This is a genomic window from Planomonospora parontospora (genome assembly GCA_014647935.1).
Classification (GTDB): Bacteria; Actinomycetota; Actinomycetes; order Streptosporangiales; family Streptosporangiaceae; genus Planomonospora; species Planomonospora parontospora.
The window spans coordinates 86418-98973 of sequence record BMQD01000022.1 but is presented as its reverse complement, the minus strand read 5'-3'; the positions used below and the strand labels follow the sequence as shown (position 1 = coordinate 98973).

At 75.1% G+C, this 12556-nt stretch carries 13 protein-coding genes; 3 read left to right on the top strand and 10 right to left on the bottom strand.

From position 1 onward, the window contains the following. The 3 genes from IEZ07_RS27965 to IEZ07_RS27955 form a co-directional block, all read left to right on the top strand. A partial coding sequence (locus IEZ07_RS27965; RefSeq protein ID WP_191897482.1) for a sensor histidine kinase occupies nt 1-340 on the top strand: 340 nt, incomplete at its 5' end. 139 nt (nt 341-479) lie between these two features. Beyond that, entirely contained in the window at nt 480-1304 is an 825-nt protein-coding gene (locus IEZ07_RS27960; protein WP_191897481.1) for a hypothetical protein, read from the top strand. Further along, nucleotides 1301-1678: a GntR family transcriptional regulator gene (locus IEZ07_RS27955; RefSeq protein WP_191897480.1), complete on the top strand. Its 378-nt coding sequence runs from the start codon at nt 1301-1303 to the stop codon at nt 1676-1678. Before IEZ07_RS27960 ends, IEZ07_RS27955 begins: the two co-directional genes overlap by 4 nt. A gap of 53 nt (nt 1679-1731) precedes the next feature. On the opposite strand, the gene IEZ07_RS27950 is transcribed toward IEZ07_RS27955, so the two are convergent. Genes IEZ07_RS27950 through IEZ07_RS27905 form a run of 10 tightly spaced genes read right to left on the bottom strand, consistent with a single transcriptional unit; the run spans nt 1732 to nt 12449 of the window. After that, entirely contained in the window at nt 1732-3243 is a 1512-nt protein-coding gene (locus tag IEZ07_RS27950) for an ABC transporter ATP-binding protein (protein WP_191897479.1), read from the bottom strand. Continuing rightward, the gene (locus IEZ07_RS27945) at nt 3240-3989 is read right to left on the bottom strand and encodes an ABC transporter permease (protein ID WP_191897478.1); all 750 of its coding nucleotides are present in this window, start codon (nt 3987-3989) and stop codon (nt 3240-3242) included. Before IEZ07_RS27945 ends, IEZ07_RS27950 begins: the two co-directional genes overlap by 4 nt. Next, a complete protein-coding gene (locus IEZ07_RS27940) occupies nt 3986-4897 on the bottom strand; it encodes an ABC transporter permease (RefSeq protein WP_204054633.1) in 912 nt (303 codons plus the stop codon). The genes IEZ07_RS27945 and IEZ07_RS27940 overlap by 4 nt, the downstream gene beginning before the upstream one ends. Next, nucleotides 4894-6426, bottom strand: a complete 1533-nt coding sequence (locus IEZ07_RS27935; protein ID WP_191897477.1) for an ABC transporter substrate-binding protein — start codon at nt 6424-6426, stop codon at nt 4894-4896. The genes IEZ07_RS27940 and IEZ07_RS27935 overlap by 4 nt, the downstream gene beginning before the upstream one ends. Next, entirely contained in the window at nt 6419-7180 is a 762-nt protein-coding gene (locus IEZ07_RS27930) for a class I SAM-dependent methyltransferase (protein ID WP_204054634.1), read from the bottom strand. Before IEZ07_RS27930 ends, IEZ07_RS27935 begins: the two co-directional genes overlap by 8 nt. Next, on the bottom strand, nt 7177-8319 hold the full coding sequence (locus IEZ07_RS27925) for an MFS transporter (RefSeq protein ID WP_191897476.1): 1143 nt from the start codon (nt 8317-8319) through the stop codon (nt 7177-7179). Before IEZ07_RS27925 ends, IEZ07_RS27930 begins: the two co-directional genes overlap by 4 nt. Continuing rightward, nucleotides 8316-9311, bottom strand: coding sequence for a dipeptide epimerase (locus tag IEZ07_RS27920; RefSeq protein ID WP_204054635.1), 996 nt, complete (start codon nt 9309-9311; stop codon nt 8316-8318). Before IEZ07_RS27920 ends, IEZ07_RS27925 begins: the two co-directional genes overlap by 4 nt. Continuing rightward, a complete protein-coding gene (locus IEZ07_RS27915; RefSeq protein WP_191897475.1) occupies nt 9308-10351 on the bottom strand; it encodes a PLP-dependent cysteine synthase family protein in 1044 nt (347 codons plus the stop codon). Before IEZ07_RS27915 ends, IEZ07_RS27920 begins: the two co-directional genes overlap by 4 nt. Beyond that, entirely contained in the window at nt 10348-11133 is a 786-nt protein-coding gene (locus IEZ07_RS27910; protein ID WP_191897474.1) for a Rossmann-like domain-containing protein, read from the bottom strand. Before IEZ07_RS27910 ends, IEZ07_RS27915 begins: the two co-directional genes overlap by 4 nt. Beyond that, nucleotides 11130-12449: an ATP-grasp domain-containing protein gene (locus IEZ07_RS27905; RefSeq protein ID WP_191897473.1), complete on the bottom strand. Its 1320-nt coding sequence runs from the start codon at nt 12447-12449 to the stop codon at nt 11130-11132. Before IEZ07_RS27905 ends, IEZ07_RS27910 begins: the two co-directional genes overlap by 4 nt. Nucleotides 12450-12556 lie beyond the last annotated feature (107 nt).

Sequence of the window (12556 nt, the reverse complement as noted above, 5' to 3'; positions counted from 1 at the left end):
CCTGCTGTCCAACGCGGTCAAGTACACCCCCGAGCACGGGACCGTCACCGTCACCGCCGGCGGTGACGGTGACGGAGGGAAGGCGGACGAGAGCGGAACAGCCACGGTGACGGTGGCCGACACCGGCATCGGCGTCCCGGCCGAGGAGTACCCCCGCCTGTTCGACCGGTTCTTCCGCGCCTCCACCGCCGTCGAGTCCGGGATCACGGGCACCGGCCTGGGCCTGGCCGTCACCAAGGCCGTCGTCGAGGCGCACGGCGGCACCATCACCGCCGCCCCCCGCCAGGGCGGCGGCACCGTCTTCACCGTCCGCCTGCCCACCGCAGGACCGGCTTCCTGAGACCCCGCGCCCGTTGCCGCCGGTGCCGGCCGCCGAGCCGGAGCTCGGCCACCCGGGCGACGGGAGCCCGCGAGGCGTTGACTTTGTCGCAAGTTATGACGCACCATGTTGCTACAAACCTTGCGACAAAGGAGGCGCCATGACCCGTGAATCCTCACCCGACGCTCCCCCGCCGGCACGGGCGGCCGATCTGCGGTCGGCGGGCGCGTGGCTGACCCGGCACGGCCTGGCCGACGCCCGCCCGACCCCGCTGCTGGCCAGCCGGCTGGCGGTCCGGGATCGCGCCCGCCTCGCCGCTCACGTCATCCTGGCCGTGCTGATTCTCGCGAGCGCGCTCGCCGCGACTTCCGCCTTCGGCGGCTTCGGCGGCTTCCCGCCGCCCTACCCGACCTCGCTGCCGGCCCTGACCGCGCTCGTGGCCGGGCTGCTGCTGGCGCAGTCGCTGCTCGACCGGTGGGTGCGACGCGTCGACCAGCGGGCGGGCGCGGCGCTGTCGCGCCGGGCCGCCCATGCGATCCAGCCCGGCTGGCGGGCCCTGCTCGGCCTGCCGTACGCCGTCTTCGCACTCGCCACGTCCGCCGGTGCGATGGCTCTCGCCGCGAGCGCCCTGGCCGTTCCCGACCCCACCGTGCGGCAGCTGGCCGTCATCCTGCTGATCGGCCTGCTCGGTGCGACCGCCATCACCGCCCTGCAGCTGCGCCACCTGCTCAGGTTCCCGGTCGTGGCGGAGGACGAGGAGTCGCTGACCGCCGACGTCATCATGCGCGTCGAGGACGCCCGCGTCCTCACCACGCCGAACGTGCAGTGGTCGCTGCCCATGGTGCTGCTGTTCGGCACCGCGCCCGGCTGGTGGGGCGCCTCCGCGGTCGCCTACCTGCTCCTGAGCCTGGCCGTGTTCGTCGCGCTCCATGCCCGGACGCCGTCGAGCGCGACGGTGGCACAGCGGGTCGTGAGCGTCCGATGATCGTCATCGATGCGGCCTCTCCGGTCCCGCCGTTCGAGCAGCTGCGGGCCCAGCTCGCCCGGCAGATCCAGGACCGCACGCTGGCCGTGGGCGCCCGGCTGCCGACCATCCGCCATCTGGCGGCCGACCTCGGCCTGGCCGTCAACACGGTCGGCCGGGCCTACCGGGAGCTGGAGGAGGCGGGGCTGATCGAGACGCGCGGGCGGGCGGGCTCGTTCGTGTCGGCCGCCGGCGAGGAGGGCCGGGAGCGGGCCCGCCGGGCCGCCGCCGACTACGCGGCCGTGATCGCCAGCATCGGCCTCGACGCGGGTGAGGCGCTCCGCATCGTGCAGGCGGCCCTGGCGGCCGGCGCGGCGGCACCGGCCTCGTCGTGACCGCACCCAGGCCGCGGGAGCCGCAGAAGTCCGCCGCGCCTCTCAGGGCCGGCTCAACGGGGGATCTCGGAGTGGACGGTCCGGGGGCGGGGCGGATCACCGGCGGCGCGGGAGGACTCCCCAGTCAGGCCGGTGAGGGCACGGGTGACGGGGTGGGAGGGGTGATTGAGCACCTGGCCGGACGGGCCGTGCTCGACCAGGCGCCCCTCGTGGACGACCGCGACCCGGTCGGCGATCCGCGCGGCCACGGGCAGGTCGTGGCTGATGACGATCAGGGTCAGGTCGAGGCCGGTGAGCAGGTCGAGGGCCTCCGCCTGGGTGACGGGGTCCAGCCCGGAGGTGATCTCGTCGCAGATCAGCACATCGGGACGGGCGAGCAGGGCGCGGGCCAGGGCGGCGCGCTGGAGCTCGCCCCCGGACAGCGTGTCCGGGCGCCGCAGTGCGGCCTGGTGGTCCAGCCCCAGGGAGGCCAGGCTCGCGAACGCCTCCTCGCGCGCGGCGGGGGCGGTCCGGCCGCGGAGCCGTACCGCGGTCCTGGCGACCTGCTCCACGACGGCGCGCCGGGGGTCGAACGAGGCCCGGGCGTCCTGGAAGACGTACTGCACGCGGGCCAGGTCGGCGCGGCCGCGCCTGCGCGGGGAGCGCGGCAGCGGCCGGCCGGCCAGCCGTACGGTCCCGGACGTCCAGGAGCGCAGGCCGGCGATGCAGCGGGCGAGGGTCGTCTTCCCGCTGCCCGAGCGGCCGACGACGGCCAGCCGCTCACCGCGGGCGGCGTCGAGGTCCACCTCGCGCAGGACCTCTGTGCCGAGACCCGCGACCTGGAGGAGCGGCGGCTCCGCGCGCAGGTCTCTGCGGGCGGCCGCCGCGCGGGGCCGTGCGGTGACCAGCGCCCTGGCGTAGTCGCTGCGCGGGGCGTCCAGCACCGCGGGCCCGGACTCCACGACCCGCCCGTCCTTGAGCACGACGACCCGGTCGGCCAGCTCCCGCACCAGGTCGAGGTCGTGGCTGAGCAGGACGACGGCGACACCGAGCCCGGACAGCTCGGCGGCGACCTCGGCCCGGGTGACGGCGTCCTGGCCGGTGGTGGGCTCGTCGGCGACGATCACGGACGGGCCGGTCAGCAGCGCGTGCGCCAGGACGAGCCGCTGCTGCTGGCCGCCGGACAGCTGGTGGGGGAAGCGCCGCAGGAAGGCGCGATCACCGGGGAGCCGCGCCCGGTGCAGGGCGTCGCGGACGTCGCCGCCGTGCCGTGCCGCGACCTGGCGGAGCACGGTCCCGATGCGCAGCACCGGGTTGAGCACGGCGGAGGGGTGTTGCGGGATGAAGGCGACGGTCCCGGGCGGCGGAGGCTGCGCGGGGGTGACCTCGCGCCCGGCCACGCTGACGCGGCCGGTGACGCGGGCGCCGGGCGGATACTCGCCGAGCAGGGCGAGCGCGGTGGTCGTCTTGCCGCTGCCGGACGCGCCGACCAGGGCCAGCGTCTCCGCGGCGGGCAGGGTGAGACCGACCCCGTCCAGCAGGGTCCGGCCGGGGACGGCGACCGTCAGCCCGTCGACGTCGATCACGGTGCCGCCTTTCTCAGTGCGCGGTCGGCGGTGAGGTTCAGCCCGACGGCGAGCATCACGATCAGCAGGGCGGGAGCGAGGACCGCCCAGGGGTTGAGGAAGAGCCCGCCCCGGTTGCGGTCGACCATGACCGCCCAGTCGGCGGCGTCCGGCGGCACGCCGACGCCGAGGAAGCTCGCGGCGGCGACGAGGTACAGCGACCCGGTCAGCCGGGTGCCGGCGTCGGTGGCGAGCACGCGGGCCATGGCGGGCACGACGAACCCGGTGGTGATCCGCCACCGGCTCTCGCCCTGCAGCCGCATGGCCTCCACGGCGGGCCGGGTGCCGATCTCCAGCGCGCAGGCGCGGACCAGCCGGGCGATGTCGGGCAGGTGGATCAGCAGGACGATCCAGCCGAGCGCTCCGCCCGGGGCCAGAGCCGCCGCCACCAGGAGCAGCAGCAGGGAGGGCACCGACATGAGCACGTCCAGCGGCCGCATCAGCGCGTCGTCGGCCATCCGGGGCGCACCCGCCGCGACCAGGCCCCAGCCGGTGCCCAGCAGGTAGGCGCCGGCGGTGGCGAGCACGGCCGTCAGCACCAGGGACCGCCCGCCCAGCAGCACCTGGTGCCACACGTCGCGTCCGGCGAAGTCGGTGCCGAGCAGGCCCGCATCGGTGTAGGAGACGCCGTGGACCAGCTCGACGGGGACGAACCACGGTCCGGCCAGGGCGACGGCCAGCGGGACGGCCAGCAGGAGCAGTCTCATGCGCGGGGCGCCAGCCGGAAGGCCGCGACGTCGGCGAGCAGGTTCACCAGGACGGTCGTGGCGGCGAACAGCAGCGCGAGCCCCTGCAGGACGGGGAGGTCGCGCTGACCGACCGCGTCGGCCAGCGCGCTGCCCAGGCCGGGGATGACGAAGACGGCCTCCACCACGATGACGCCGCCGAGCAGCCAGTCGGCGGTGCGGGCCAGGTGCTGTACGGCGGGTGCGAGCGCGTTGGGCAGCGCGTGCGCGAACCGGCCGAGTCCCAGGCGCCGTGCGTGCCGCACGTACGGCGCGGCCAGCACGTCGATCATCGTGGAGCGGATCAGCCGTCCGGTGGAGCAGACGGGCCGGACCAGCAGCACCGTCACCGGCAGCACCAGGGTGGCGGCGGTGAGCCCGCCGAGCCCGGTCGGCGGCAGCCACGCCAGCGCCACGCCGAAGACCGCGACCAGCACGATGGCCAGCGCGAACTCCGGGACCGCGTAGAGCGCGGCGCCGGCGGCGGTCAGCGCCCGGTCGAGCCTGCCGCCCTCGCGCAGCGCGGCGGCCACCCCGAGCAGGACCGAGAGCGGGATCAGGAGCAGCAGGGTGAGCCCGGCCAGCACGGCGGTGGGGGCCAGCGCGTCCAGCACGATCTCGGCGACCGGGCGGCCGGAGACCAGTGACGCGCCGAAGTCGCCCCGCGCCATCCCGGCGGCCCACGCGGTGAAGCGTTCGGCGAGGGGGCGGTCCAGGCCGAGCTCGGCGCGGATCTGTGCGATCCGCGCCGGATCCGGCTGGTCGCCCGCCAGCACCACCGCGGCGTCGCCCGGCAGCGCCTCGGTCATCAGGAACACCAGGCCGGTGACCGCGGCGACCTGCACGGCGCCCACCGCCAGCCGCCGCGCGGCGTAGCGGGTCAGGTTCACCCCAGTCTCACCTTGTCGAACCGGGCCCAGTCCAGGGTGTTGGCGGGTGCCGCCTGCACGCCGCTCACCTTCGGCGAGGTCGCGACGATCCAGTCGGCGAAACCCCACACCAGCAACCCGCCCTCGGCGTGCAGCATCTGCTGCATCTTCAGGTAGGCGGCCTCCCGATCGGCGGCGTCGCGCGCCGAGACGGCCGTCTCGTAGAGCGCGTCGAACTCCGGCCGCGCCCACCTGGTGGCGTTGGTCGTCGAGGCCGACAGCAGCCGCTGCGCGATGTGGGTCTCGATCGGCATGGCCCCGGAGCGGAAGCTGGCGATGGAGCCCTTGGTGAGGATGTCGGCCCAGTAGGTGTCCTTGCTGCCGCTGGCGATGACGGCCTTCAGCCCGGCGGCGCGCAGCTGGCCGGCGAAGACCGTGGCCGCCTCGACGAAGCCGGCGGCGGCGGTGGAGGTGGTCAGCTCGACGGTGAGGCCCTCGGCTCCGGCCTTCCTGATCAGCGCCTTCGCCCTGTCGAGGTCGAACGTACGCTGGGGGATGTCCTCGGCGTAGTGCAGGTAGCCCTTGCCGAACAGGTCGTTGCCGATCTGCCCGGCACCGGGCATGACCGCGTCGACCAGCTGCTGCCGGTCGGTGAGCAGGAACAGCGCCTCGCGCAGGTCCCGGTCGTCGAACGGGGCGCGGTCGGTCTTCATCGCGAACGCCTGCATCGCGCTGTTGGGCGCGCGCACGACCGTGACGCGCCCCTCGTACTGGCGGGCGGAGGCCGGGCTGAGGTCGTGCGCGTACTCGACCTGCCCGCCCAGCAGCGCGTTGATCCGCGCGGACTCCTCGTTGGCGATGAGGAACTCCAGCTCCTCGATGTACGGCGCGCCGTCCCAGTGGTCCGGGTTGCGCTTGAGCAGCACGGAGCTGCCCGGCTTCCACGACACGAAGGAGAACGGGCCCGAGCCGACCGGCTCGCTGAAGTCCGTGGTCCCCTCGGGGACGATGTAGGTGCCGAACGCGGCCAGCACGTTGGGGAACTCCGCGAACGGCCGCTTGAGCCGGAACTCGACCGTGCGGTCGCCGACGGCCCGGCTGCCGGGCAGGTCGATGAGTGCGAGGCTGGACTTGGCGCGGAAGGTCCTGCCCGGGTCGGCGATGCGGGCGTAGCTGGCCAGCACGTCCCGGGCGCGCACCGGCCGCCCGTCGTGGAAGTGCGCCTGCCGCAGGGTGATCCGCCAGACGGTGAAGTCGGCGTTCGGCTCCCACTTCTCGGCCAGGCGGGGCTGCGGGGAGACGTCCGGGCCGAGATCGGCGAGCTTGTCGTAGAGGGCCTTGGCGCGTGCGGCCTCGTTGAACAGGTTGGCCAGGTGCGGATCCAGCACTTCGGTGGCGCCGCCGCCGGCGAACACGGCGCGCAGTCTCCCGCCGGAGCCGCCACCGGGGGACCCGGAGGAGGTGGTGGCGGTGCCGGTGCCGCATCCGGCGAGCAGGGCGGCTCCGGCGGTCAGGCCGAGGAAGCCGCGGCGGCTGAGACGGTCACGCATGGTGTGGGTCCTTCGCGAGTCGGGCGATGAGGTGGAGTCGGTCGGCGGACAGGGGCGGGCCGTCGTGCGGCTCCGCCCGGGGGCCTGGCCGGTCGAACAGGTCGAGGACCTCGAACCCGGCGACGGTCAGGAAGTAGGCGAGCTCCTGGGGGAAGAGCAGCCGCCAGGCGGAGTGCTGCTCCAGCGGCTCCCCGCCGGGCCATCGCCAACGGCGGCGGCGCCGCAGCAGCTGGGCGGCGTGGTCGAGCCGCAGCTCCGTGCGGGAGGTGTAGACGACGCCCGCGTAGGTGACGGTGCGGGTGAAGGGCTCCGGGACCGGGTGGGTGAGGAAGTGGGCGCCGTTGCGCATCTCGGCGATCAGCAGGCCGCCGGGGCGCAGGTGCGCGCGGCAGCGGCCCAGGAACGCGGCCAGGTCGGCGTTGGTGTGGCAGTACAGCATCGCGCTGTCCAGGCACGTCACCACGTCGAAGCGGCGGTCGAGCGCGAAGTCGCGCATGTCGCCGCGGGCGAACGTCGCCTTCGGGTGGTGCTCGCGCGCGTAGGCCAGCATCGCCTCGGACACGTCGATCCCGGTGGCGTCGTAGCCGAGGCCGGCCAGGTGGCCCGCGTCGCGGCCCGTACCGCAGCCGACGTCGAGGAGGCTTCTCCCGCCGCCGAAGCGCCGTACCTGCTCGTCCAGGAACCGGGCGGCCCTGTGCTCCGGGTCGGGGAACTGCGCCTCGTACAGGGCGGGGTTGTCGGTCAGGAAGTTCACGCCGGCACCGCCGTACGCCGTTCCTGGACCAGCACGGCCGCCGCGCAGCCCAGCCCGATCGCCGCGCACACGGCGGCCCCGGCCGCGCCCGCCCAGCCGACCAGCGCGGTGCTGGCGGCGGCGACCACCCCCGACACCAGGTAGAACACGCCGAAGTAGGTGCCGGCCAGCGACTCGCCGCCGAAGTGGCCGATCCGCTCGTACACGAACGGCTGCGCCATCATCACGCCGAAGGCCAGCGCCAGCACCGCGACCAGCACCGGGACGATGCCCGGCAGCAGGGCGGGGGCGAGGAACCCGGCCCCCATCACGGCCAGGCCCGAGGCCATCGCGCGGCCCCGGCTCGTCGCCGCCTCCAGCCGCCGGGTGACCCGCAGCTGGAAGAGCAGGGTCGCCACGGTGGACACCAGGAACAGCAGCGCCACCGAACCCGCCGTACCGGTCGCCTGCTCTGCGGCCAGCGGCAGCACCAGGTAGAGCTGGTTCTGCAGCGCGAACATGCCGCTGAGCGCGAGGGTGAAGGCGAGGAAGCGCCGGTCGGCCAGGCAGCGCCGCCAGTCCCCCAGCACCGACGAGCCGCTGGGCGGCACCTCGCGCGCGGGCAGGACGAACGCCTGGGCGACGGTCAGGACCGCGAAGATCGCAGCCGCGGTGAGCGCGGCGGCCCGGAAGTCCACCAGCAGCAGCACGCCGCCCAGCACCGGCCCGCACAGCGCTCCCGCCTGAGCGAACACGTTGAACAGCGCGAACGCCCTGGCCTTGTCGGGAGCCGCCACGGCGACGTAGGCGCGGACGGCCGGGTTGAACAGGGCGCCGGCCAGCCCGCTGAGCACGGCGGCCGCCAGCAGCAGCGGCACCGTGGTGCCGAACGCGAACAGGGCGAATCCGACGGTGCGCAGCGCGCAGCCCGCGATGATCACGCCTCGAGCGCCGAGCCGGTCGGCGGCGGAGCCGCCGATGAGGAACAGTCCCTGCTGGCTGAGGTTGCGCACTCCCAGGATGACGCCGGTCACCGCGGCGGACAGGCCGAGGCTCCCGGTGAGGTGGCCGGCGAGGTAGGGAACGAGCAGGTAGAAGCCGGTGTTGACGCCGAACTGGTTGACCAGCAGCAGCCGCACGGTCCACGAGAGCCCTCTCATGCGGCCCGCACCCCCAGCCCGGGCCTTCCGCTCAGCCGCAGCACGCCGTCGTGCCCGCCGATGCCGGTCCACGGGTCCTCGGCTAGCAGCAGGTGGCCGTCCAGATCGGCCCAGCGGGCCGCCGGTACCAGGTGCACGGCGGGTGCGATGCCCAGGCTGCTGGCCACCTGGCAGCCGAGCATGACGTGCAGGCCGTGGCGGCGGGCGAAGCCGACGATCCGCCGGGCGGCCGTCAGGCCGCCGCACTCAGCGAGCTTGACGTTGACGCCGTGGACGGCGCCCCGCAGGTTCTCCACGTCCCGCAGGGTCCGGGCGTCCTCGTCGGCGACGACCGGGATCGCCGAGCGCGCCGCCACCCAGGCGAGGTCGTCCACGTTTCCGGGGGCGACCGGCTGCTCGACGGCCTCGACCTCCAGCGGCGCGACCTCGTCGAGGATCCGCACCGCCTGCTCGGCCGTCCACGCCCCGTTGGGGTCCAGGAGCAGCCGGGCACCGGGGGCGGCGCGACGGATCGCGCGGACCCGCGCGACGTCGTCTCCGCCGCCCAGCTTGATCTTGATCAGCCGGAAGCCGCGGCCGAGGACCGGGGCGGGGTCCTGGCCGATGCCCACGGTGCAGGCGGTCGCGGTCTCGGACCACCGCCGTCCCCAGAGCGCGTGGACCGGCAGGCCGCGCCGCTTGCCGACCAGGTCGTGCAGGGCCGCGTCCACGGCGGCGAGCACGCCGGGAGCACCGGGCAGGAGACCGGGGACGGCCGCCAGGGCCTCCTCCGGACCGGGCAGTTCCTCCAGCGCCGGGCGCAGCCGCCGCAGCAGGCCGGTGATCCGCTCGACGTCGAGCCGGTGGTGGACGCTGGTCACCGCCTCCCCGTGGCCGCGCAGTCCTTCGTGCGCCACGGTGAGCTGGACGGCGTCCCGGCGGGCCATCACCGACCTGGAGATCCGCAGCGGCTCGCGCAGCACCAGTGGCGTCACGGTCCAGGTGAGCCTCACGCGGGCACCTCCGCGAGCAGGGGGTCGGCCACCGTGCGGCAGCGGGCCCAGCCGGACACCTCGACGGCACGCGGATGCGCGATCTCCACGGGCCGGTCCTCCGGCCGCCCCAGCAGGCCGCGGGCCCGGCAGTACTCGTCGTCGAAGATCGAGCCCAGGTAGCGGTCCGGCCCGTCGGGGAACACCGCGACCACGACGGCGCCGGCCTCCCGACGCGCCGTCCACGCGGCGACCCGGGCGACCGCGCCGGTGCTCCACCCGCCGGTGACGAAGGATTCGCGGGCCAGCCTGCGGCAGGCGTCGACGGCCTCGACCGGGCCCAGCCAGTGCACCTCGTCGAACAGCTCGTAGGCCACGTTGCGCGGGTGGATGCTGCTGCCCAGGCCGCGCATGAGCCGGGGGCGCGCGGGCTGGCCGAAGACGGTGGAGCCCACCGTGTCCACCCCGACCAGCCGCAGTCCCGGCCAGTACCGGCGCAGGCCCTGGAAGATCCCGGCGCTGTGCCCGCCGGTGCCCACGCTGCACACCAGCACGTCGGCGTGGCCGAGCCGTTCGGCCAGCTCCCGCGCCAGCGAGGCGTACCCGCCGGGGTTGTCGGGGTTGTTGTACTGGTCGGGCCAGTACGCCCCGGGGAGCCGCTCCAGCAGCTCGCGCAGCCGGTCCAGCCGGGCCTGCTGCCAGCCGCCCCGCGGGTGCGGGCGGTCCACGACCTCCAGGCGCACGCCGTACGCGCGCAGGAGGGTGCGCATGGCCGGCTCGAGCTCGTCGTCGACCACCAGCACCACGGGATGCCCCAGGCACTGACCGGCGAAGGCCAGCCCGATCCCGAGCGTCCCGCTGGTGGACTCCACGACGGGGGCGCCGGGACGCAGCTCGCCGCGGGCTCGGGCGGCGGTGAGCATGGAGACGGCGGAACGGGCCTTCATCCCGCCGACGCCGAGGCCTTCCAGCTTCGCCCAGAACCCGCCGTGCGGGTGGGGCAGCGGGGCGGTGATCCGGGCCAGGGGCGTCCGGCCGACCAGGGCCAGCAGGTCGTTCATGCCTGCTCCCGGTAGCGGAAGAGGACGGTGTCGCCGCCGTCGAGCCAGAAGAAGGGGTACGGCTCCGCCGACACCGCGGTGACACCCGCGCCGAGGAAGTGCGGCAGGATCGCGCTGCCCGTCTGGGCGAACATCACCAGGGGCTTGCCGTGCACGCGGGCGTGGTCCAAGAGGGTCTCGAAGCTCCCGTTGCCCAGGGTCATCCCCGAGGCGAGCACGGCGTCGCAGCCGTCGAGGGCGGCGGCGGCGTCGGCGGTCACCGGCTCGCCCCACTCGGTCGAGCCGCCTTTCAGATCGCACGGGACGTAGCGGACGCCCCGCTCACGCAGGCGGTGCAGCAACGAGTTGACCACGCCGACCACGAGGACCCGGTCCGCGCCGCCGGGCAGCAGCTCGACCACGGCCGCCGCCCGGGCCAGGGACTTCTCCAGGGACGTCCCGGCCGGCACGGTGACCCGCTCGCCCCGGTGGGGGCGGGCCGACATCAGGTAGGCGTCGAGCGCGGCCACCCGGACCGGCGGCGCCGGATGGGCCAGCAGGTCGGCGACCGCGGCGCCGGCGCACTCCTCGACGGTCCCGTCCGCGACCTCGCCGGGCTCAACCGCGCAGGAGCCCACGGCCCGGCCGACCCGCAGGCTGATCACCTGGTTGCGGTAGGTGCGGCCGCGGGAGTCGTGCCGCACTCCCTGCCGCGTGGTGAAGGCGGTGCTGACCCGCTCCCGGGCGGGGTCGGGGCCCAGCTCTCCGGCGAGGGCCCGCTTGGTGAGCGTCGTCAGGTTCACCGCTCGTACTCGACCTTCAGGCCTGCGACCAGCTCCTGTGCCCGTGCCCCGGCACCGCCGCCGGAGGTGTCGGTCACCATGACGTGGCCGAGGTAGTGGTTGTTGCTCGTGGGCTCGCCCGTCCGGTGCCCGGCGGGCTTGACGGACCAGTCGACGACGTCCGGGGCGGCGGCGAGCCCGTCGGTGCCGTGCACGGCGGCGATCCGGCCCGCGTGCTCGGGCAGCAGGAAGGCGATGGCCGCGCTGCGCACCCCGGTGTCGGCAGGGGTCAGATCCGGCCGCTGCCCGGCGGCGAGCCGGGCGTGGACCATCGGCAGGTCGACGCCGGTGACCCGGCGGACCAGCTCGGTGATCCGGTTGCCGGCGGGGCGCGGGTTGACCTCGATCAGCGCCGGGCCGTCCGGGGTGAGCCGCAGTTCGGTGTGGGCGACTCCCCGGTCCAGGCCCAGCGCCTGCACGGCGGCCACCGCGGTCCGCGCCACCTGCCCGGCCAGGCCGGCCTCCAGCGCGGCGGGGAACACGTGGCCGCTCTCGACGAACCACGGCTCGCCGGCCAGGCTCTTGCCGGTCACCCCCACCACGTGGACGTCACCGTCCGCGCTGACCGTCTCGACGCTGACCTCCGGCCCGGTGAGCAGTTCCTCCAGCAGCACGACCGGTGTCCGCAGCTGACCGCGCGCGTTGACGGGGAACTCCCCCAGGGCGAGGAAGGCCGTGCGCAGCTCGGCCGGGTCGTGCACCTTGCGCACGTACATCCCGGCGCACAGGTCGACCGGTTTGACCACCAGGGGGTAGCCCAGATCGGCCGCGGCCCGCACGGCCTCCTCCCAGGAGGAGACCGGTGCGAACCGCGGGCCCGGGACCCCGGCGTCCTGCAGGGTGGCGCGGGTGAGGTCCTTGCGGCAGGCCCGCCGCACGGCCTCCGGGGAGGGACCGGGCAGCCCCAGGCGCGCCGCGACCTCGGCCACGGCGGGCAGGTAGTAGTCGCAGGAGGACAGGACGCCGTCGAAGCCGAGCGCGTCGTGCAAGCGCTCCACCTGGGACAGCAGCGCGGGCAGGTCGTTGGTCTCCGCGGTCAGCACGTTGTCGGCGGCCAGCAGCGGATGCGAGCGCGCGCTCGGCGCGGCGCGCAGGTAATGGTGCAGGTCGCGGGTGAGGAAGGTGAACCGGTGCCCCGCATCGAGGATGGCGCGGGGCAGCAGCGTGCTCATCGCCCCCACCCAGCTCTCGATCAGCAGCAGATGGGCCGTGCCGTCCCCTCCGGCCGTGCGTATCGACGGACCGGGGCGGCAGTCGGGTGGGAGGCCCTTTTTCATCGCTCCTCCTTGAGGAGAACGTGCTTGCGGATGACGGGGTCGTACTTGCGCGGGCGAGCCGGTCGGGACCGTTCCGCAGGTTCTCGCGGGTCACGCGGGCGCGGGCG

Excerpts from the sequence above, each read along its gene's own strand:
- IEZ07_RS27925 (WP_191897476.1), bottom strand. The coding sequence starts at position 8,319 with ATGAGAGGGCTCTCGTGGACCGTGCGGCTGCTGCTGGTCAACCAGTTC.
- IEZ07_RS27945 (WP_191897478.1), bottom strand. The coding sequence starts at position 3,989 with ATGAGACTGCTCCTGCTGGCCGTCCCGCTGGCCGTCGCCCTGGCCGGA.
- IEZ07_RS27955 (WP_191897480.1), top strand. The coding sequence starts at position 1,301 with ATGATCGTCATCGATGCGGCCTCTCCGGTCCCGCCGTTCGAGCAGCTG.
- IEZ07_RS27905 (WP_191897473.1), bottom strand. The coding sequence starts at position 12,449 with ATGAAAAAGGGCCTCCCACCCGACTGCCGCCCCGGTCCGTCGATACGC.
- IEZ07_RS27935 (WP_191897477.1), bottom strand. The coding sequence starts at position 6,426 with ATGCGTGACCGTCTCAGCCGCCGCGGCTTCCTCGGCCTGACCGCCGGA.
- IEZ07_RS27915 (WP_191897475.1), bottom strand. The coding sequence starts at position 10,351 with ATGAACGACCTGCTGGCCCTGGTCGGCCGGACGCCCCTGGCCCGGATC.
- IEZ07_RS27960 (WP_191897481.1), top strand. The coding sequence starts at position 480 with ATGACCCGTGAATCCTCACCCGACGCTCCCCCGCCGGCACGGGCGGCC.